Source organism: Methanobrevibacter millerae, from assembly GCF_900103415.1.
In the GTDB taxonomy this organism is placed as follows: Archaea; Methanobacteriota; Methanobacteria; order Methanobacteriales; family Methanobacteriaceae; genus Methanocatella; species Methanocatella millerae.
Genome location: NZ_FMXB01000001.1, coordinates 85086 through 100366 on the forward strand (window position 1 = coordinate 85086; position 15281 = coordinate 100366).

At 39.3% G+C, this 15281-nt stretch carries 14 protein-coding genes; 11 read left to right on the plus strand and 3 right to left on the minus strand.

Translation table 11 applies throughout. The annotated features are described in order from the left end of the window. Positions 1-76 precede the first annotated feature (76 nt). From F3G70_RS00395 to F3G70_RS00405, 3 genes are all read left to right on the plus strand, one after another. A complete protein-coding gene (locus F3G70_RS00395; protein ID WP_149730737.1) occupies positions 77-781 on the plus strand; it encodes an ABC transporter ATP-binding protein in 705 nt (234 codons plus the stop codon). A 4-nt stretch (positions 782-785) separates the two neighbouring features. Then, positions 786-3056, plus strand: coding sequence for an ABC transporter permease (locus tag F3G70_RS00400; protein WP_149730738.1), 2271 nt, complete (start codon positions 786-788; stop codon positions 3054-3056). A gap of 63 nt (positions 3057-3119) precedes the next feature. After that, positions 3120-5378 carry an ABC transporter permease gene (locus F3G70_RS00405; protein ID WP_149730739.1) on the plus strand — a complete coding sequence of 753 codons (2259 nt, stop codon included), beginning with the start codon at positions 3120-3122 and terminating at the stop codon, positions 5376-5378. Positions 5379-5413: 35 nt separating this feature from the next. Here the strand turns inward: F3G70_RS00405 and F3G70_RS00410 are convergent, their stop codons facing one another. Next, a complete protein-coding gene (locus tag F3G70_RS00410) occupies positions 5414-6304 on the minus strand; it encodes an Ig-like domain repeat protein (protein ID WP_149730740.1) in 891 nt (296 codons plus the stop codon). A 244-nt stretch (positions 6305-6548) separates the two neighbouring features. Between F3G70_RS00410 and F3G70_RS00415 the strand changes: the two genes are divergently transcribed. The 8 genes from F3G70_RS00415 to F3G70_RS00450 all read left to right on the plus strand — a co-directional run bounded on the left by F3G70_RS00415 (position 6549) and on the right by F3G70_RS00450 (position 13676). Further along, a complete protein-coding gene (locus F3G70_RS00415) occupies positions 6549-7418 on the plus strand; it encodes a pectate lyase-like adhesive domain-containing protein (RefSeq protein WP_223165964.1) in 870 nt (289 codons plus the stop codon). A 20-nt stretch (positions 7419-7438) separates the two neighbouring features. Continuing rightward, on the plus strand, positions 7439-7933 hold the full coding sequence (locus F3G70_RS00420) for a methyltransferase family protein (RefSeq protein WP_149730742.1): 495 nt from the start codon (positions 7439-7441) through the stop codon (positions 7931-7933). 2 nt (positions 7934-7935) lie between these two features. After that, a complete protein-coding gene (locus F3G70_RS00425; RefSeq protein ID WP_149730743.1) occupies positions 7936-8376 on the plus strand; it encodes a hypothetical protein in 441 nt (146 codons plus the stop codon). Between the two features lie 11 nt (positions 8377-8387). Next, on the plus strand, positions 8388-8852 hold the full coding sequence (locus tag F3G70_RS00430; protein ID WP_149730744.1) for a DUF2124 domain-containing protein: 465 nt from the start codon (positions 8388-8390) through the stop codon (positions 8850-8852). 45 nt (positions 8853-8897) lie between these two features. After that, positions 8898-9248: a hypothetical protein gene (locus F3G70_RS00435; protein WP_149730745.1), complete on the plus strand. Its 351-nt coding sequence runs from the start codon at positions 8898-8900 to the stop codon at positions 9246-9248. A gap of 103 nt (positions 9249-9351) precedes the next feature. Beyond that, positions 9352-9729 carry an ArsR/SmtB family transcription factor gene (locus F3G70_RS00440; protein WP_149730746.1) on the plus strand — a complete coding sequence of 126 codons (378 nt, stop codon included), beginning with the start codon at positions 9352-9354 and terminating at the stop codon, positions 9727-9729. A gap of 10 nt (positions 9730-9739) precedes the next feature. Beyond that, the gene (locus F3G70_RS00445) at positions 9740-12244 is read left to right on the plus strand and encodes a heavy metal translocating P-type ATPase (RefSeq protein WP_262492201.1); all 2505 of its coding nucleotides are present in this window, start codon (positions 9740-9742) and stop codon (positions 12242-12244) included. A 58-nt stretch (positions 12245-12302) separates the two neighbouring features. Beyond that, the gene (locus tag F3G70_RS00450; RefSeq protein ID WP_149730748.1) at positions 12303-13676 is read left to right on the plus strand and encodes an MATE family efflux transporter; all 1374 of its coding nucleotides are present in this window, start codon (positions 12303-12305) and stop codon (positions 13674-13676) included. On the opposite strand, the gene F3G70_RS00455 is transcribed toward F3G70_RS00450, so the two are convergent. Together F3G70_RS00455 and F3G70_RS00460 are read right to left on the minus strand one after the other, a co-directional pair. Next, complete coding sequence (locus tag F3G70_RS00455; protein ID WP_149730749.1) at positions 13673-14287, minus strand: ABC transporter ATP-binding protein; 615 nt, start codon at positions 14285-14287, stop codon at positions 13673-13675. The two genes, F3G70_RS00450 and F3G70_RS00455, sit on opposite strands and share 4 nt — an antisense overlap. 1 nt (position 14288) lies before the next feature. Continuing rightward, a complete protein-coding gene (locus F3G70_RS00460) occupies positions 14289-15236 on the minus strand; it encodes an oligopeptide/dipeptide ABC transporter ATP-binding protein (RefSeq protein WP_149730750.1) in 948 nt (315 codons plus the stop codon). Positions 15237-15281 lie beyond the last annotated feature (45 nt).

Genomic DNA, 15281 nt, shown 5'->3' on the forward strand with positions numbered 1-15281 from the left:
TTAATTTAGGTATTCCTAAATTTTAAATAGTATTATGATGAAATTTTATATATGAAGTAACTACGGGAGAATAAAAATGAGTACAATTATCGAATTTAAGGACGTGATCAAGGAATACAGGGCCGGTGATCATGTCCTGAGAGCTATGGACAACGTTAACTTCACAATAGAGGAAGGAGAATTTGTAGTAATTTTAGGCCCTTCAGGAGCGGGTAAATCAACCCTTTTAAATCTTTTAGGAGGACTGGATTCAACGACATCCGGCCAGATTATAGTCAACGGCGAGCATGTTGAAAGCTTCAACGACAATGAATTAACTCGCTATCGCGCCAGGAATGTCGGATTCATATTTCAATTTTATAATCTGATTCCTAATCTGACGGCTTTGGAAAATGTGGAACTGATGAAAGATATCGTAGACGTTAACATCGACGGCGAAGCGGTACTCGATTCGGTGGGATTAAAGGATCATTCCAACCAGTTTCCGGCACAGCTGTCAGGCGGTGAGCAGCAGAGGGTATCCATTGCAAGGGCAGTTGCAAAACAGCCTGCAATGCTTTTGTGTGACGAGCCGACAGGTGCACTGGACTCAAAAACCGGCGTTCTCATTTTAAACCTGCTTCAGGACATGAGCAACAGCAAGGATACGACAGTCGTAATCGTAACCCACAATGCAATACTGGCCGAAGCTGCAGATAAGGTCATAAGAATCAAGAACGGCCAGATTGAAAGCATTGCCATTAATGAAAATCCCAAGAAAGTTTCAGATCTGGACTGGTGATTGAATGCTTTCAAAAAAGATGTTAAGGGACATCAGAAAGCACAAAACCCAATTTCTGTCAATTTTTTTAATGGCTTTTTTAGGAGTATTTGTGTTTGCAGGTGTCGGCGGTGAATCCGTTGGCCTTGAAGTTAGCGTCAATAATTTCTATGAGGACACTAACCTTGCTGACGGATGGATTTACAGTGAAAACCTTGACGATAACTTTGTTGATAAGGTAAATAATCTGACTCCAACAACCGCTTCGGAAAGACAGCTGGTATTGGATTCGGTTGGAAACTTTTCAAACGACCCAGAAATAACGCTGCATTTCGTTGAAAACAATACGTTATCTAAGTTTTATTTAATCGAAGGGGAAGAATTAAATATAAGCGATGAGGACGGTGTATGGCTTGATAAGAACTTTGCCGATGCCAAGAATTTAACGGTTGGAGACAACATTACCTTCGAGTTCAACGGAATCACAATGGAAAAGGAAATCAGGGGTATCGGCTATTCGCCGGAATATGTCTATCATGCTTCCGATGCATCAATAATACCTGATTTCGGAAAAATTGGTTTTGCATACCTGTCCTATGAGGCATTTCCAATGGATAATGTTCCATATAACGTTATGCAGGTCAAATTCAATGGAAATCCTCATGATTACAGCGATCTGCTCTCAGATAAGCTGGATGGGGATTACAATTCATTCATTGAGCAGTCAGAACACTCAAGCGTAAGTCAGTTTTCAGAGGAAATGAATCAGCATAAGATGATGTCCGATATTTTCCCTGTCGTATTCATACTGATTGCGATGCTGATTCTTTTAACGACAATGACAAGGATTATTGCTCATCAAAGGACTCAAATAGGTATTTTAAAGGCAAGCGGATTTACTGACAGGTCAATAATATTCCACTACGTATCCTACGGATTCTGGCTTGTTTTAGTAGGTTCCATTTTAGGACTGATTCTTGGACCTCTGACATTGCCTCAGCTCTTTTATCCGTCAATGAGCTCAACATATGTATTGCCTTCATGGGAACCTGCCTGGAGCATGAATTTCATCTACGTTACCGTATTGATGATATTGATGTCGCTAGTCGTCTCTTATTTCGCTGTTAGAAGCATATCAAAGGAAAATCCTGCAGATACGATAAGGCCTAAGGCACCGAAGGTTTCAACAACGGGGTTCATTGAAAAGTTCGGCTTCTGGAAGAAAGTGTCATTCAATGCACGCTGGAATTATCGTGATGCCAAAAGAAACAAGTTCCGCGCATTAATGACAATAGTCGGCGTTATAGGCTGTACTGCCCTTCTGGTATCAGCATTCGGTATGTATGACGGCATGACGGATTTAAAGGAATGGGAATATAATCAAATCAATCATTATGATTCAAAGTTGGTCATTGATGAGGAAGCAACACTTTCTGAAATCGATGAGGTTGCAGAGGAGGTCAATGGTGATAAGCTGATGGAAAGCGCAATTGAGCTTGAATCGGACACCTCCAAAAAGTCAGGTTCGCTTCTGGTCCTGAATGGCACTGACCTGGTCACGCCGACAGACTATGACTGGAATAAGGTCAATATTTCAGATGATGAGGTGTCAATTTCACAGAAAATGGCCGATTTGCTTGGCGTTGGTGTTGGCGATACCGTCAAATGGCATATAATGGGTTCAGACAAATGGATCAACACGACGATTGACAAGATTCACGCAGATCCGATTTCCCAGGGATTCATAATGTCTTCAGACAAGCTGGAGGATCTGGACTTGAACTACACGCCTACAAGCATCGTAACCCAAGAGCACGTTAACGAGAACTATTCAGCCATAAAGTCAACAAGTTCAATGAAGGACATGACCGCAAGCTGGGATGAGCTGACAGAGTCAATGTGGCTTTTGATATACATATTAATATTCTTTGCCTCTTTATTGGCTATTGTGGTTCTTTATAACCTTGGATTGCTGTCATTTACAGAAATCGAGCGTGAAATAGCTACATTAAAGGTATTGGGTTTTAAAACGGGCGCTCTAAGAAAGCTATTGTTAACCCAAAACTTATGGTTCACGGCTATAGGATTCGTATTGGGAGTTCCTGTAGGATATTATATCCTAAAGATAATGTGGGAATCCTCAGGCGATTCATTTTACGTATTGCCTTCCATAACAATTATGAATCTCGTATTAACGGCAATAATAACATTCTCATTGTCAATACTTGTGAACCTGATGTTTTCACGCAAAATCAAAAATCTTGACATGGTCGAATCGCTAAAGGGTAATGAATAATTATCTTTTAGCCAATCCTTTTTTTACTAAAATTTAAATCTTATTTTTTCTAAAATTATATTCATGTCACTTACTCGCAAAATGCTGAGGGATATGAGAAACAACAAGACTCAATTCATAGCCATATTCATGATGGCATTAATTGGTATTTTCGCTTATTGCGGTGTTTGCAGCGAGTATTATGGACTGGAACAGACTTCTTCTGATTTTTACAGCGAAACCAATCTTGCCGATGGCTGGATTTACAATACCACAATCACCGATGATGCCGTTGATGAAATAGATAACTTTTCTACCGGCAGTGAAAGGCAGCTGGTCATACAATCGGTAGGTGAGTTTGAAAACGACCCCGACATCACCCTGCATTTTCTTGAAAACAATACCATTTCGAAGTTTTACCTCGTGGAAGGCGAGGAATTGAATTTATCCGACGATTCAGGAGTCTGGCTCGACAAGCGCTTTGCGAATGCCCAGAACTTAACGGTTGGAGACAACATAACATTTAAATTAAATGGGCTTGAAATTGAAAAGGAAATAAAGGGAATCGGATATTCTCCAGAATACGTTTATGAGGCATCTCCAACAACAATAATTCCCGATTTCAAGGATATGGGATTTGCATATCTCTCACACGAGGCATTTCCAATGGATATCCAGTATAACGCCCTGCTGGTCAAGTTCAATCAGAGTCCTGAAGATTTCAAGGATTCCCTGGACGATTCCGTTGACTATTTATCATTTACAAAGCAGGCAGACCATGTCAGCGTATCACAGTTCAACGAGGAAATGGCACAGCACAAGATGATTGGTGACGTTTTCCCGTTACTGTTTATTGCAGTTACCTTTTTGACTCTTTTAACGACAATGACTCGTATAGTATCGCACCAGAGAACTCAAATCGGTGTTTTAAAGGCTGTGGGCTATAAGAACCGAACAATTATCCTGCATTTCATGTCCTATGGATTCTGGCTCGTTCTGGCCGGAGCTATTCTGGGACTGGTCACGGGACCTATGGTCATTCCTAATTTATTCTATCCGACAATGAGCTCAAGGTATTCCCTTCCGGAGTGGCATCCTGGATTTGACAACACTTTCATCATTGTGGCCGCAGCAATGGTCATATCTTCGCTTCTGGTATCGTACTGGGCTGCAAGAAACATTTCAAAGGAAAATCCTGCAAATACCATGAGGCCTAAGGCGCCGAATGTTTCATCTTCCGGAGTTCTTGAAAAGTCAGGGTTCTGGAAGAAACTGGGATTCAACCTTCGCTGGAATTACCGTGATGCCAAAAGGAACCGTTTCAGGGCACTGATGGCAATAATTGGCGTTATGGGTTGTGTAGGACTTTTAATTTGCGCTTTTGGTATGGACGACTCAATGGATAATCTGGCGTCATGGGAATATGATGATATCAGCCATTTCGAATCCAAACTCTTCATAAACAGCAACGCAACCTTTTCGGATATTGATGAGGTTGCTGATGAGGTAAACGGCAGTACGATTATGGAGCAAGCTATTGAAATAAAGGCTCATGGAAATGAAAAGACGGCGATGATTCTGTCGTTAAATGAAACGGATTTGATATCTCAGACAGACAAGTATCAAAATCCTATTAATTTAACCTCGACAGATATATCACTTTCAGCAAAAGTTGCAGAAACTCTTGGAGTTGATGTGGGAGACTCCATAAAGTGGCACATTGTAGGTTCAGACGACTGGGTTGAATGCAAAATAACTAATATTCATGGAGAGCCGATGTCACAGGGAATAATACTTTCAGCAGATAAACTGGAGGATTTGGATTTGAATTTCACTCCAACAAGCATCTTGAGTGATGAAAAGGTGGATGATGACTATGATTCAATCAAAAGCGTTTCGACAATCGGCGAAATGATGGAAAACTGGGATGAAATGAGCGGATCCATAATGATGCTTGTTTCAATCATAATAATCTTTGCGGTTCTTCTGGCAATTGTAGTACTGTATAATCTTGGAATATTGTCATTTACCGAAATCGAGCGTGAAATTGCTACCTTAAAAGTGTTAGGATTTAAAACAAGGGATTTAAGAAAGCTTCTGCTTACTCAAAACCTCTTCTTTACGGGTATCGGATTCCTTCTGGGCATTCCTCTGGGATTCTATCTGATGACGCTGATAATGAACGCTGCAGGAGAAACCATTTATTACATTCCGTCATTAACCTGGGGAAACATCGCATTGAGTGCAGTCATTACTTTTACAATATCCATTGCTGTTAATTTATTGTTTTCAGGCAAAATAAAGAATCTGAATATGGTTGAAGCGCTTAAAGACGTTGAATAGATTAATTTATAAAAAAATAAAAGGGGGTTTAGAATTTAAGAATAAAGTTTTTCTAAAGCCCAATCTGCACTATCGTGGTCTATTACAGCTCCGTGGAGATGCCATATTCCAGAAACTGAATCTCCATTATAATAAACTGTATACAAATAATCTCTTGGTGGAAGTTTAATAACTGAGCCATCAGCTATAAAAACGCCATCTTTTCCGGTTTTAAATTCATAGAATTCTCCATTAATATTAATTTTTATTGGTGCGTTTTCAAAGCTTTCTCCTTTTCCATCAAGTACTCTAACACTTATTATTCCGCTGCCAATAGCTATTCGAGGAAAGAGCATGAGCGTCGGCCTAACGATTATTTTGTTTGAAACTTTACATCCTTCGTATTCGGCAGTTATAATGTAGTCTCCGGGAGCTAAATTAATATTTAATTTTGCAATTCCGTCAGCATTTGTCTGGCGGGTATAAAATACTCCATTAATGTTGAATGTCACGTTTTTTCCGCTGCTTACTGGTTTGCCGTCAGGACCTAAAATTTTAACAGTGTATTGGGAATCGTTTTTGTAAAATTTGGTTAAGTCGTTGTTTTCGGTTATTGTCGGCAAGACAGTTATCGTATTCGTATTTTTGAGTATTCCGTAATATGTTGTTATTACATATGTTCCCGGCTCTAGGTTAATATTCAATTTTGAAGTGTTGTTTTGAATCGCCCGGTAATATAAAACTCCATTAACTTCAAATGTGCATTTTGTAGGTTTATCAAAAAAAGAAATTCCTTCGTAATTATCTTTAACTTTGGCTTCGAATTGTGAACCGTTTTTGTAGATTTTAGTCAGGTCGTTTGTTTCAAATGTGACATTATATATTCCATTTTCAGGAATTTCAACATTTATTTCTGGAATTTCGTCTGTATTTCCAGTTTCATTCATATTGTCTTCTGCACACACGGCAGAAACTGAAAATAGGATTAATATGATAGAAAATATTATTAATAGTTTTGAGTTAATTGTATCAGTCCTCCAATTAAGTATGTAATGTTTTTATTCCTTTATGTATAAATAATTTTCCATATTGCCATTTATGAACTTAACCTTGCAATCAATTGACCACATTTATTTACTTGTGTTTTCATATATTGATTTAGTGTTTGATATGCAAAAGAATTTTAAATATTTGGATGAATTAATACATGGAGGGGCTAAAGAAATAGTGTTAACTTCAGATATCGTTTTGGGTGAAGATGAAGAGTCCGATTATCCTGAAGGCATTAATCTGGATGTTGATGGTCTGGTAATTGACGGAAACGGTCATTCAATTGATGCATGCTCAAAAACAAGGATATTCTACAACACCGCCAAGGATGTTACAATCAAAAATATTGCGTTGAAAAATGCTGTTGTTGCAATATACAATTTTTACGGCGTTTTAAGCATATTTGATTCTGAATTGTCCGATAACACGTCAAATCTTGCTGGCGCAGCGATATACAATAACTGGGGAGAATTAAACATTAATGATTCAGTATTGTCCGATAACGCATCAGAGTGTCATGGCGGCGCGATATTCAATGTCAATGGCACTGTAAATGTTAAAAGCTCCAGGTTTTGCAATAACTCTGCTAAGGGTGACGGGGGAGCGATATATTCCGGTGCTAAATTGAATATTGAGGATTCTGAGCTTTCACATAACTATGCGGGAGGTTCGGGCGGTGCGATTTACGATAACAGGGGAGAAATTAATATCGCTGAATCTGTATTGTCCGACAATGAATCAAAGGGAATCTTTGGTGGCGGCGCGATACACAAGAATAGGGGCGATTTGGATATTGTTTCCTCAAAATTATTGAATAACTGGGCTAAAAGCGATGGGGGAGCCATATTCAGCATTGACGGAAACGTAAGCATAACTGAATCTGAATTGTCCAAAAACGTATCCGAAGCATGTGGCGGAGCTATCTGTGACGGCGGAACGCTAAAGGTGGAATCTTCGGATTTTTCAGATAACTCTTCAAAAAACGGTGATGAAGACATATTTACGAAATGATAATTTGACTGGTGATAAAGATGAATCGTGATTTGATAGGATATTTGCTTGGATTTGTTATTTTCATAATAGGAATTCCTTATGTGATGTATCTCGCATCGGGAAGTCCGGGTTATGACCAGATTGGATTGATACGCATTCTGCTTTTTATAATTTTTGCAATTGTAGGCATTGAATTAAGCGTTTGGTCAATCATTTACATGAATGATGTAGGAAACGGCAATCCTTTTGACGCTTTCAATCACGAAGTCGCACCGAGAACCACCCAGTTAATGACTGGCGGGCCTTATGCTATTTGCAGAAATCCTATGCTTCTGGGAGTTTTCATCTATCATATTGGGGTTCTAATAGCTCTTTTATCCGTCGGTGCATTCATAATTCTTTTGATTGAAATCATAATCATGAACATTCAGGTTAAAAAGGAAGAGCAACGCTTAATGCAGGATTTCGGATGGGAATATGAGGAATACGTCAGAAATTCCAACAGGTTTTTCCCGAAAAAGATGTGGTTATAAAAATGGATAAGACAACAGTCATGATTTTAATCGTATTGGTGGCTCTTTTGGGGTTATCATTAACATTCGCAGGTGAAAATCCATCAGATAATGAAACTACACTGAATGTGTCTTCTGAAGGATCATGCGAACTTTCAAAATTAGTTAATGATATCAGAACCAAGGATTACTATGCTGGCTATGATAATGAAACCCTTTCATGGATGGAATCATTGGGAAGCAAATATGTATGGTTTTCAGACGATGAAATCGTAATAATGGACTGGTGGGATTCCAACAAGATTCCGTCAGTTTCAGTATGTGACGGTTATGCTCATGAGATATTTTCCTGTACAATACTGGAAAACCGATCTCTGGGAAATATGAATAATTCTAAAGACGTTTTGCTCGTTAAAAACGTCGAATACATTAAAGAGGAAATACGCGGAAACGGTTTAGCTTAAGGTGATAATATATGGAAAACGTAAAAGAATGGAAAGGAATTAACGGACAGCTTGTATCTTTTAAGGAAGTGGTCGGAGACGCTAAAAAGGTAACTTTCATAGGATCTCCGGGAGTATGCACTCCATTTGCAGAATTGATGGCCTATGCGATAAGGGATAAGGAATCTCATTTCATTCCTCTGGTGAATATTGACGATTGCCATCAGTTTGAATCAAAATCCTTCGGAATGGTGCTTAATGCAGAAGTCTCAAATCCTCACGAATCCGATGCCGTAGTGCTTTTGGGAGGCCTTTCAATGCCGAAATATGAACTGGATACTGAAGACATTAACGCTTTGGTTAAGGATATCATTAATGAAAACGGCAAAATAATAGGCGTCAGCTTCATGGACATGTTTACAAAAGCCGGATGGGTTGATAAGGTTCCGTTTGACTGTATTGTTGACGGTACGCTGATTGGTGTGGTTAAGGAATAGCCCACCAAAAATTTAAATACAACTTAAACACAATATAATACTACTATGAGAGCACAAACTATTTTAGATAAATTTGATGAGGAATTTTTAACGATTGACGTTATTGAAACTTCCGACGGCAAGTTCATTACCTTCAATACATTTGATGTGGTTCCGGTTAAATGCAGTATCCGCTATTTCTGGGATTCCACAGGCAGGGAGGTTAAAGACACCTTCTATGTCGACAGCATAACGATGGATACAAGCGATGATTCGTTTACTTTCGAATTGGCCGACAGGACTAAAGAGATGCTTGATGCCAGTGATATAATCGAATTGGAAGTTTCCAAGATATCAGAAAATCAGTACAAGCAAGCTATTATGGAGGATAAGGCTTTGGACGATTTTTTTGATTAATATTTTTTTTCAATAAAACATATCATAATATTGTGATATGAAAATATTTATATATATTAAAATTATAAACTATAAAGTAGATATAAATTTAATGGGAATAAAAATGACAGACAGAAAAAATTATGAAGATATCTCTGATGGCGTTTGTGAAGTATTTGACTCTCATGAGGATGTCATTGAACGTGTACAGAAACGGATGATTGATGAAGAGCAATATTCTGAATTGTCCGAGTTCTTTAAAATCTTCGGCAATCCTACACGATTAAAAATACTTTCTCTACTGACTATTGAAGATTTATGTGTTTGCGACATTTGTGAAGCATTAAATTTAAATCAAACTACTGTTTCAAATCAATTAAGAATATTAAGAGCACATAATATTGTCAAATATCAAAAAGAAGGAAAAATGGCTAGATACTCTCTAACTGATCTTCATATTGAAATGATATACAAAGTTGGCTTGGAACACATCTTGGAATAAAACTCTAAAGGTGTTGTCATTGGAAAAGAATAAATGTTATGACCCTGATTGCGAAAAAGAAGAATGTCATGATCCAGAACATTACAATTATATTTGTTTTGATCCGGATTGTGACGATGTTCACTGTGAAAATCAGAAACATTACAATAAGCAATTATTAAAAGATTATCAAGAAAGTACAGATTTAAGCGTATATGACCACAGGGAAGAAATAGATTATGATGAGGATGTTGACATAAGCCTCTGCGCTTGTCCTGATTGTGCGGATGACGACGACCATGACCATGACCACGGTCACGAACATCATCATGACCACGATCATGAGCACGGACATGACCACAATCATGACCATGACCACGGTCACGAACATCATCACAATCATGAGCATGAGCATCATCACGGTCACGAACATCATCACGATCATGAGCATGAGCATCATCACGGTCACGATCATGAGCATGGACATGAGCATCATCATGATGAGAAAGATACCTGTACTGATGACAGCTGTGGCTGTCACGACCACGACCATGACGATGATGTTGAATTCAGCCTTTGCGGCTGTCCGGATTGTGCAGATGACGATGATGGCCATGGACATGACCACGGTGACGGAGAATTGCTTGCAGAAGGAAAACCTTTAATTTACAACAGGCCAATCCAAATCATCGTTGCAAGCGGCCTTATGTTCGCATTGGGACATATCCTTGAATTCCTATCATTTTCCCAAACGGTTATCACGATTGTTTACATGATAGGTGCTGTAATAGCAGGTTATGAAATTGCAATAATGGCCTATAAGTCACTTGTCAAAAGACACACTGTTGGACCTGCAATGTTAATGTGTATTGCTTGTGTTGCCTCATTTATCATAGGACATCCTGAAGAGGGTGCAGCTGTTACATTCCTTTACTATATTGCGGAATTCCTGGAAGACTATGCAGAATACCGCTCAAAAAGGTCAATCAAGTCCCTGGTTGAAATCGCCCCTGATACCGCAAGGGTAAAGGTCGGTGACGGTGAAGAAATCAAAAACGTTGAAAACGTCGAAATCGGCGATATTGTTATAGTAAAACCTGGAGATAAGGTTCCTCTGGACGGAAAAGTTGTCTTCGGTGCATCTTCAATAAATCAAGCTTCAATTACAGGTGAAAGCGTGCCTGTGCATAAGGAAGTCGGTGATGAGGTATTTTCAGGTACTGTCAATGAAGATGGATATCTGGAAGTCGAAGTAACCAAGGAAGCAAAAGATTCTGTAATTTCAAAAATCGTAACATTAGTTAAAAGATCACAGCTCAACCGTTCCGAAACGGAAACTCTGGTTGAAAAGGTCGCCAAATATTACACTCCGATAATGATGGTTGCAGCGATAATCGTAGCTTTCCTTCCACCTCTGTTATTCGGTCTGGATTTATACGACTGGGTTTACAAGGCACTTTCACTTCTGGTAATATCATGTCCTTGCGCATTTCTGATTTCAACGCCTGTGGGAATGGTTTCAGCCATTACATCAGCTACAAGAAACGGTGTTATCATCAAGGGAAGTACATATGTTGAAGAGATGAAAAACATCAAGGCCGTAATCTTTGACAAGACAGGTACATTGACTGAAGGTAAACTTCATTTAAGCGAAGTGGAAGTCTTTGACGAATCATACTCCAAAGAGGACATCGTAAAGATAGCAGCTTCTCTTGAACATGAATCTTCACACCCTATCGCTCAGGCAATTGTAAATTATGCAGGTGAAAACGAAATAGCTTTAGAAACAATCAGCAACTTCAAAAACGTTCCTGGAAAAGGTATTATTGCAGACATTAACGGCGAAGAATTCTATGCAGCAAACGAGCCGCTGATTGAAGAATCAAGCTTTGACGTATCAAAGGATAAAATCAATGAGATTGCTGAAGGCAAGACCCTGGTATTTGTTGGAAATTCAGAGAAGGTTTTGGCCATTATCACGGTTTCCGATACGATAAGGGAAAACGCTTCAGAAGTCATTGCCGATTTAAACAGTCAGGGCATACAAACAGTTATGCTTACAGGTGACAATAAGCTTGCAGCCAAGGCGGTTGCGGATGAAATCGGAATCGGCTATGTCTATTCCAACTTAATGCCTGAAGACAAATTAAATATTCTGGATACAATCAGAAACAAATTCGGTGAAGTGGCCATGATTGGAGATGGAATTAACGATGCTCCTGCACTTGCAAGGGCAAATATCGGTATTGCAATGGGTGCTGCAGGTTCCGACGTGGCAATTGAAACGGCTGACGTTGCATTGATGCAGGACGATATTTCAAAACTGCCTTATCTCTTCTCATTAAGCCGCAAGACAATGACAATCATTAAGCAGAACATTACGGTGGCCATTGCCATCAAGCTGCTCTGTGTAGTGCTGGCAGTTCTTGGAATCATTACGTTAATGATGTCTGTCGGTTTCGGAGATTTAGGATTGACCCTGCTGGTTATCCTCAACTCATTTAGAATTGGAATGGTGAAAGATCCACTATTCTAATTTCATTTCTTTTTTTGATAGGATACTTTTATATTTTAAAAAATTTTAATAGTTACTTATGTTGGGTAATGACAGTTTAAACAGTGTAGACATAATGCTTGGAAATCCTAAACAGGCATTGCTTAAGATGTCTATACCTCTCATTATCTCATTGCTTATTTCAAGTCTCTACAATCTCATTGACGCCGCCTGGGTGTCAGGCCTCGGTGCAGATGCCCTTGCAGGTGTTGGTTTTTTCACTCCGATTTTCATGATTCTCGTCGGCTTTGGAAACGGCTTGGGTGCGGGCTCAGCGTTCGCAATTTCCAAATATGTCGGTGAGGAAAACAAGCCAAAGGCAGACAATGCTTCAATCCATTCGATATTCATTAATGTCATTTTATCAGTCATTATAACAATAATTTTATTACTTTTTCTTGAAACAATATTGGATGCCATGGGCGCAGGCCAAACCATTAATTACGCAACAGATTATGGTGTAATAATGCTTGCGGGTTCCATATTGGTTATCATGTCAAACGCTTTGTATGGAATCTACAGGGGAGAAGGTGATACCCAACGTCCAATGTATGCAATGGCAGCTTCAGCAATCCTCAACATGATTCTGGACCCGATTTTCATTTATTCGTTAAATATGGGAGTAAAAGGGGCGGCAATCGCAACGTTAATATCTTCTCTTTTCGTTATCCTGATATTAATTTACTGGCTTTATATCAAAAAAGACACTTATCTAAAGCCTGTTCTATCCAATTTCGCCTTTAAAAGGGATATTTCTTTTGATATCATAAAGGTGGGAATTCCCGCAAGCCTGCAGCTTTTAAACAACGCATTCTTTGCAGCGGTCTTTTCAGCGCTTCTTGCATTTGTAAGTTCAACGGATTCTGTGGCTGTATATTCGACAGGCTGGAGAATAGTCACCATAGGAACAACGCCGATGCTGGCTATTGGAACGGCATTAATAAGCATCATTGCAGCCAATTATGGGGCAAAAAACTACGAAAACATTAAAATTGCCCACAGGTATGCCATGAAGATTTCAATGGTTTTCGCCTTTTTGGTAGCTATACTGACCAATGTCTTTGCAGGGGACATTGCATCGCTTTTCACTTCTACTGGAAGCAGCGCAAGGATAGCTGGAGAACTGACAAGCTTTTTACAGTGGATTGTAATCTATTATCCGACGATGGCGGTCGGTGTGGCTTCAACTTACGTTTTCCAGGGAATCGGACGTGGAGTAACCGCAATGTTTCAGACAATCATGAGGGAAACGGGCTTCACGATATTCTTTGCGGTTCTTTTGGCGGTGGTATTTGATTTCGGTGTTTGGGGAGCCTGGATGGGAATCGTTTTGGGTGAGGTCGTATCAAACAACATTACTATGGTGTGGGCTGATTTAACTATAAAAAAATTGATTAATATTAATGATGATTAGGCACCATTAATATCTTTCAGATAGATTTTGTCGTCACATATCGTATTTATCAAATCCATATCGTGGCTGACAAGCAGGAATCCCATATTTCTTTCCTTAACTATTTTTAAAACGGAATCCAGAATCTGAACCTGGGTGATTGCATCCAGCATAGTGGTCATTTCGTCAGCTATTATGAATTTGGTTTTCGGATTCAGTGATCTCAATACGGAAAACCTTTGAAGCTCTCCTCCGGACAGTTCCTGAGGGAACCTTGTAAGCCAGCTCTTTTGAATTCCGAACTCGGAGAGTATGTCGTCAGGAACTTCCCATGATTCTTCAAGCACCTGCTTCATTTTCCATTTCGGATTCATTACCTTTTCAGGGTGCTGATATATCAGCTGAACAGGTTTGAATCCTTTTTTGGGAAGTGGTTGACCGTCCAACGTTACGCTGCCTTCATATTTGTCAACATATCCTGATAGGATTTTGCATAACGTTGATTTTCCGCTTCCACTGTCTCCAATCAAACCTATGATTTTTTTGTTGTCCAACTCAAGGTTAACGTCTTTTAACTGGTATTTTTTAGCGGAGGGATATTTAAATGAAATATTTGTTGCCTTAAGTTCCATCTTATTCACCTTCCTCGTATTTGAAACATCTGATTTTCTTATCTCCCATGTCACGCAATTGCGGCCTTTCGTTTTTGCATCTTTCAAAGCGCATTTCGCATCTGCTGTAGTAAGGACATCCTTCCTGTATTTCTCCGTGCAGTGGCTGATGGCCTTTTACAAGTTCGAATCCGTTTGCAGGCAGTGCCTTGTACAGCGATTTGGTGTACGGGTGAAGAAGGTTTTCACCGTCTCCTGAGAAGTCTTCTGCTTTGGCAATTTCTATAACGTAACCTGAATAGAAGATTCCGATTCTGTCTGCAACCTCAAGAGCTGCATGAATATCGTGAGTAATCAGAAGGACTCCGACACCGTCCTCTTTCATGTGTCTGAAATGATTCAAGGTTTCTTCTACGGTTTTTTCATCAAGACCTGGCGTAGGCTCGTCTGCAACGACCAGTTTAGGGTCGGATAACAGTGCGGTTGAAACCAGAACTCTTCTGGCCATTCCTCCGGACAGCTGGAAAGGATACATTTCATCCACGTCAGGGCCAAGGTTATAATGCTCGAAGATTTCCCTTTGTTTGATTTTCTTTTCCGCTTTTTCTTCCTTGCTGTCGATATGTCCGATAGCCTGGTCGGAGATTTTCATTAAAGGATCTAAGAAGTTAACGGATTGTGGAATTAATGCTATTTCTTTTCCTCTAAGTTCTTCCTTGTCTTCCTGTGATAATTCTTTTCCTTTATAGCTGATTTTTCCGTTCAGGTTTGCATTTTCGGGAAGTATTCCGAATATTGCGTGTGCAAGCAGACTTTTCCCGGAACCGCTTGAACCCAAAACCGCTAAGATTTCTCCTTCGGAAACATCTAAAGTCAAATCTGTTATTACTTTTAGTTCTCTTTGATTTAATCCCTGGGTGTATTGTATAAAAGAAATAGAAACGTTTTCTACGTCCAATACCTTTTCCATTTAATCACCTTTTTTAGTGTTATGTGTTTCAAATAATAACTTTTA

Bases quoted from the DNA above. Each gene is read 5' to 3' on its own strand.
- F3G70_RS00430 (WP_149730744.1), top strand. From the start codon at position 8,388: ATGGAAAACGTAAAAGAATGGAAAGGAATTAACGGACAGCTTGTATCT.
- F3G70_RS00435 (WP_149730745.1), top strand. From the start codon at position 8,898: ATGAGAGCACAAACTATTTTAGATAAATTTGATGAGGAATTTTTAACG.
- F3G70_RS00450 (WP_149730748.1), top strand. From the start codon at position 12,303: ATGTTGGGTAATGACAGTTTAAACAGTGTAGACATAATGCTTGGAAAT.
- F3G70_RS00425 (WP_149730743.1), top strand. From the start codon at position 7,936: ATGGATAAGACAACAGTCATGATTTTAATCGTATTGGTGGCTCTTTTG.
- F3G70_RS00400 (WP_149730738.1), top strand. From the start codon at position 786: ATGCTTTCAAAAAAGATGTTAAGGGACATCAGAAAGCACAAAACCCAA.
- F3G70_RS00395 (WP_149730737.1), top strand. From the start codon at position 77: ATGAGTACAATTATCGAATTTAAGGACGTGATCAAGGAATACAGGGCC.
- F3G70_RS00440 (WP_149730746.1), top strand. From the start codon at position 9,352: ATGACAGACAGAAAAAATTATGAAGATATCTCTGATGGCGTTTGTGAA.
- F3G70_RS00455 (WP_149730749.1), bottom strand. From the start codon at position 14,287: ATGGAACTTAAGGCAACAAATATTTCATTTAAATATCCCTCCGCTAAA.
- F3G70_RS00420 (WP_149730742.1), top strand. From the start codon at position 7,439: ATGAATCGTGATTTGATAGGATATTTGCTTGGATTTGTTATTTTCATA.
- F3G70_RS00410 (WP_149730740.1), bottom strand. From the start codon at position 6,304: ATGAATGAAACTGGAAATACAGACGAAATTCCAGAAATAAATGTTGAA.
- F3G70_RS00405 (WP_149730739.1), top strand. From the start codon at position 3,120: ATGTCACTTACTCGCAAAATGCTGAGGGATATGAGAAACAACAAGACT.
- F3G70_RS00460 (WP_149730750.1), bottom strand. From the start codon at position 15,236: ATGGAAAAGGTATTGGACGTAGAAAACGTTTCTATTTCTTTTATACAA.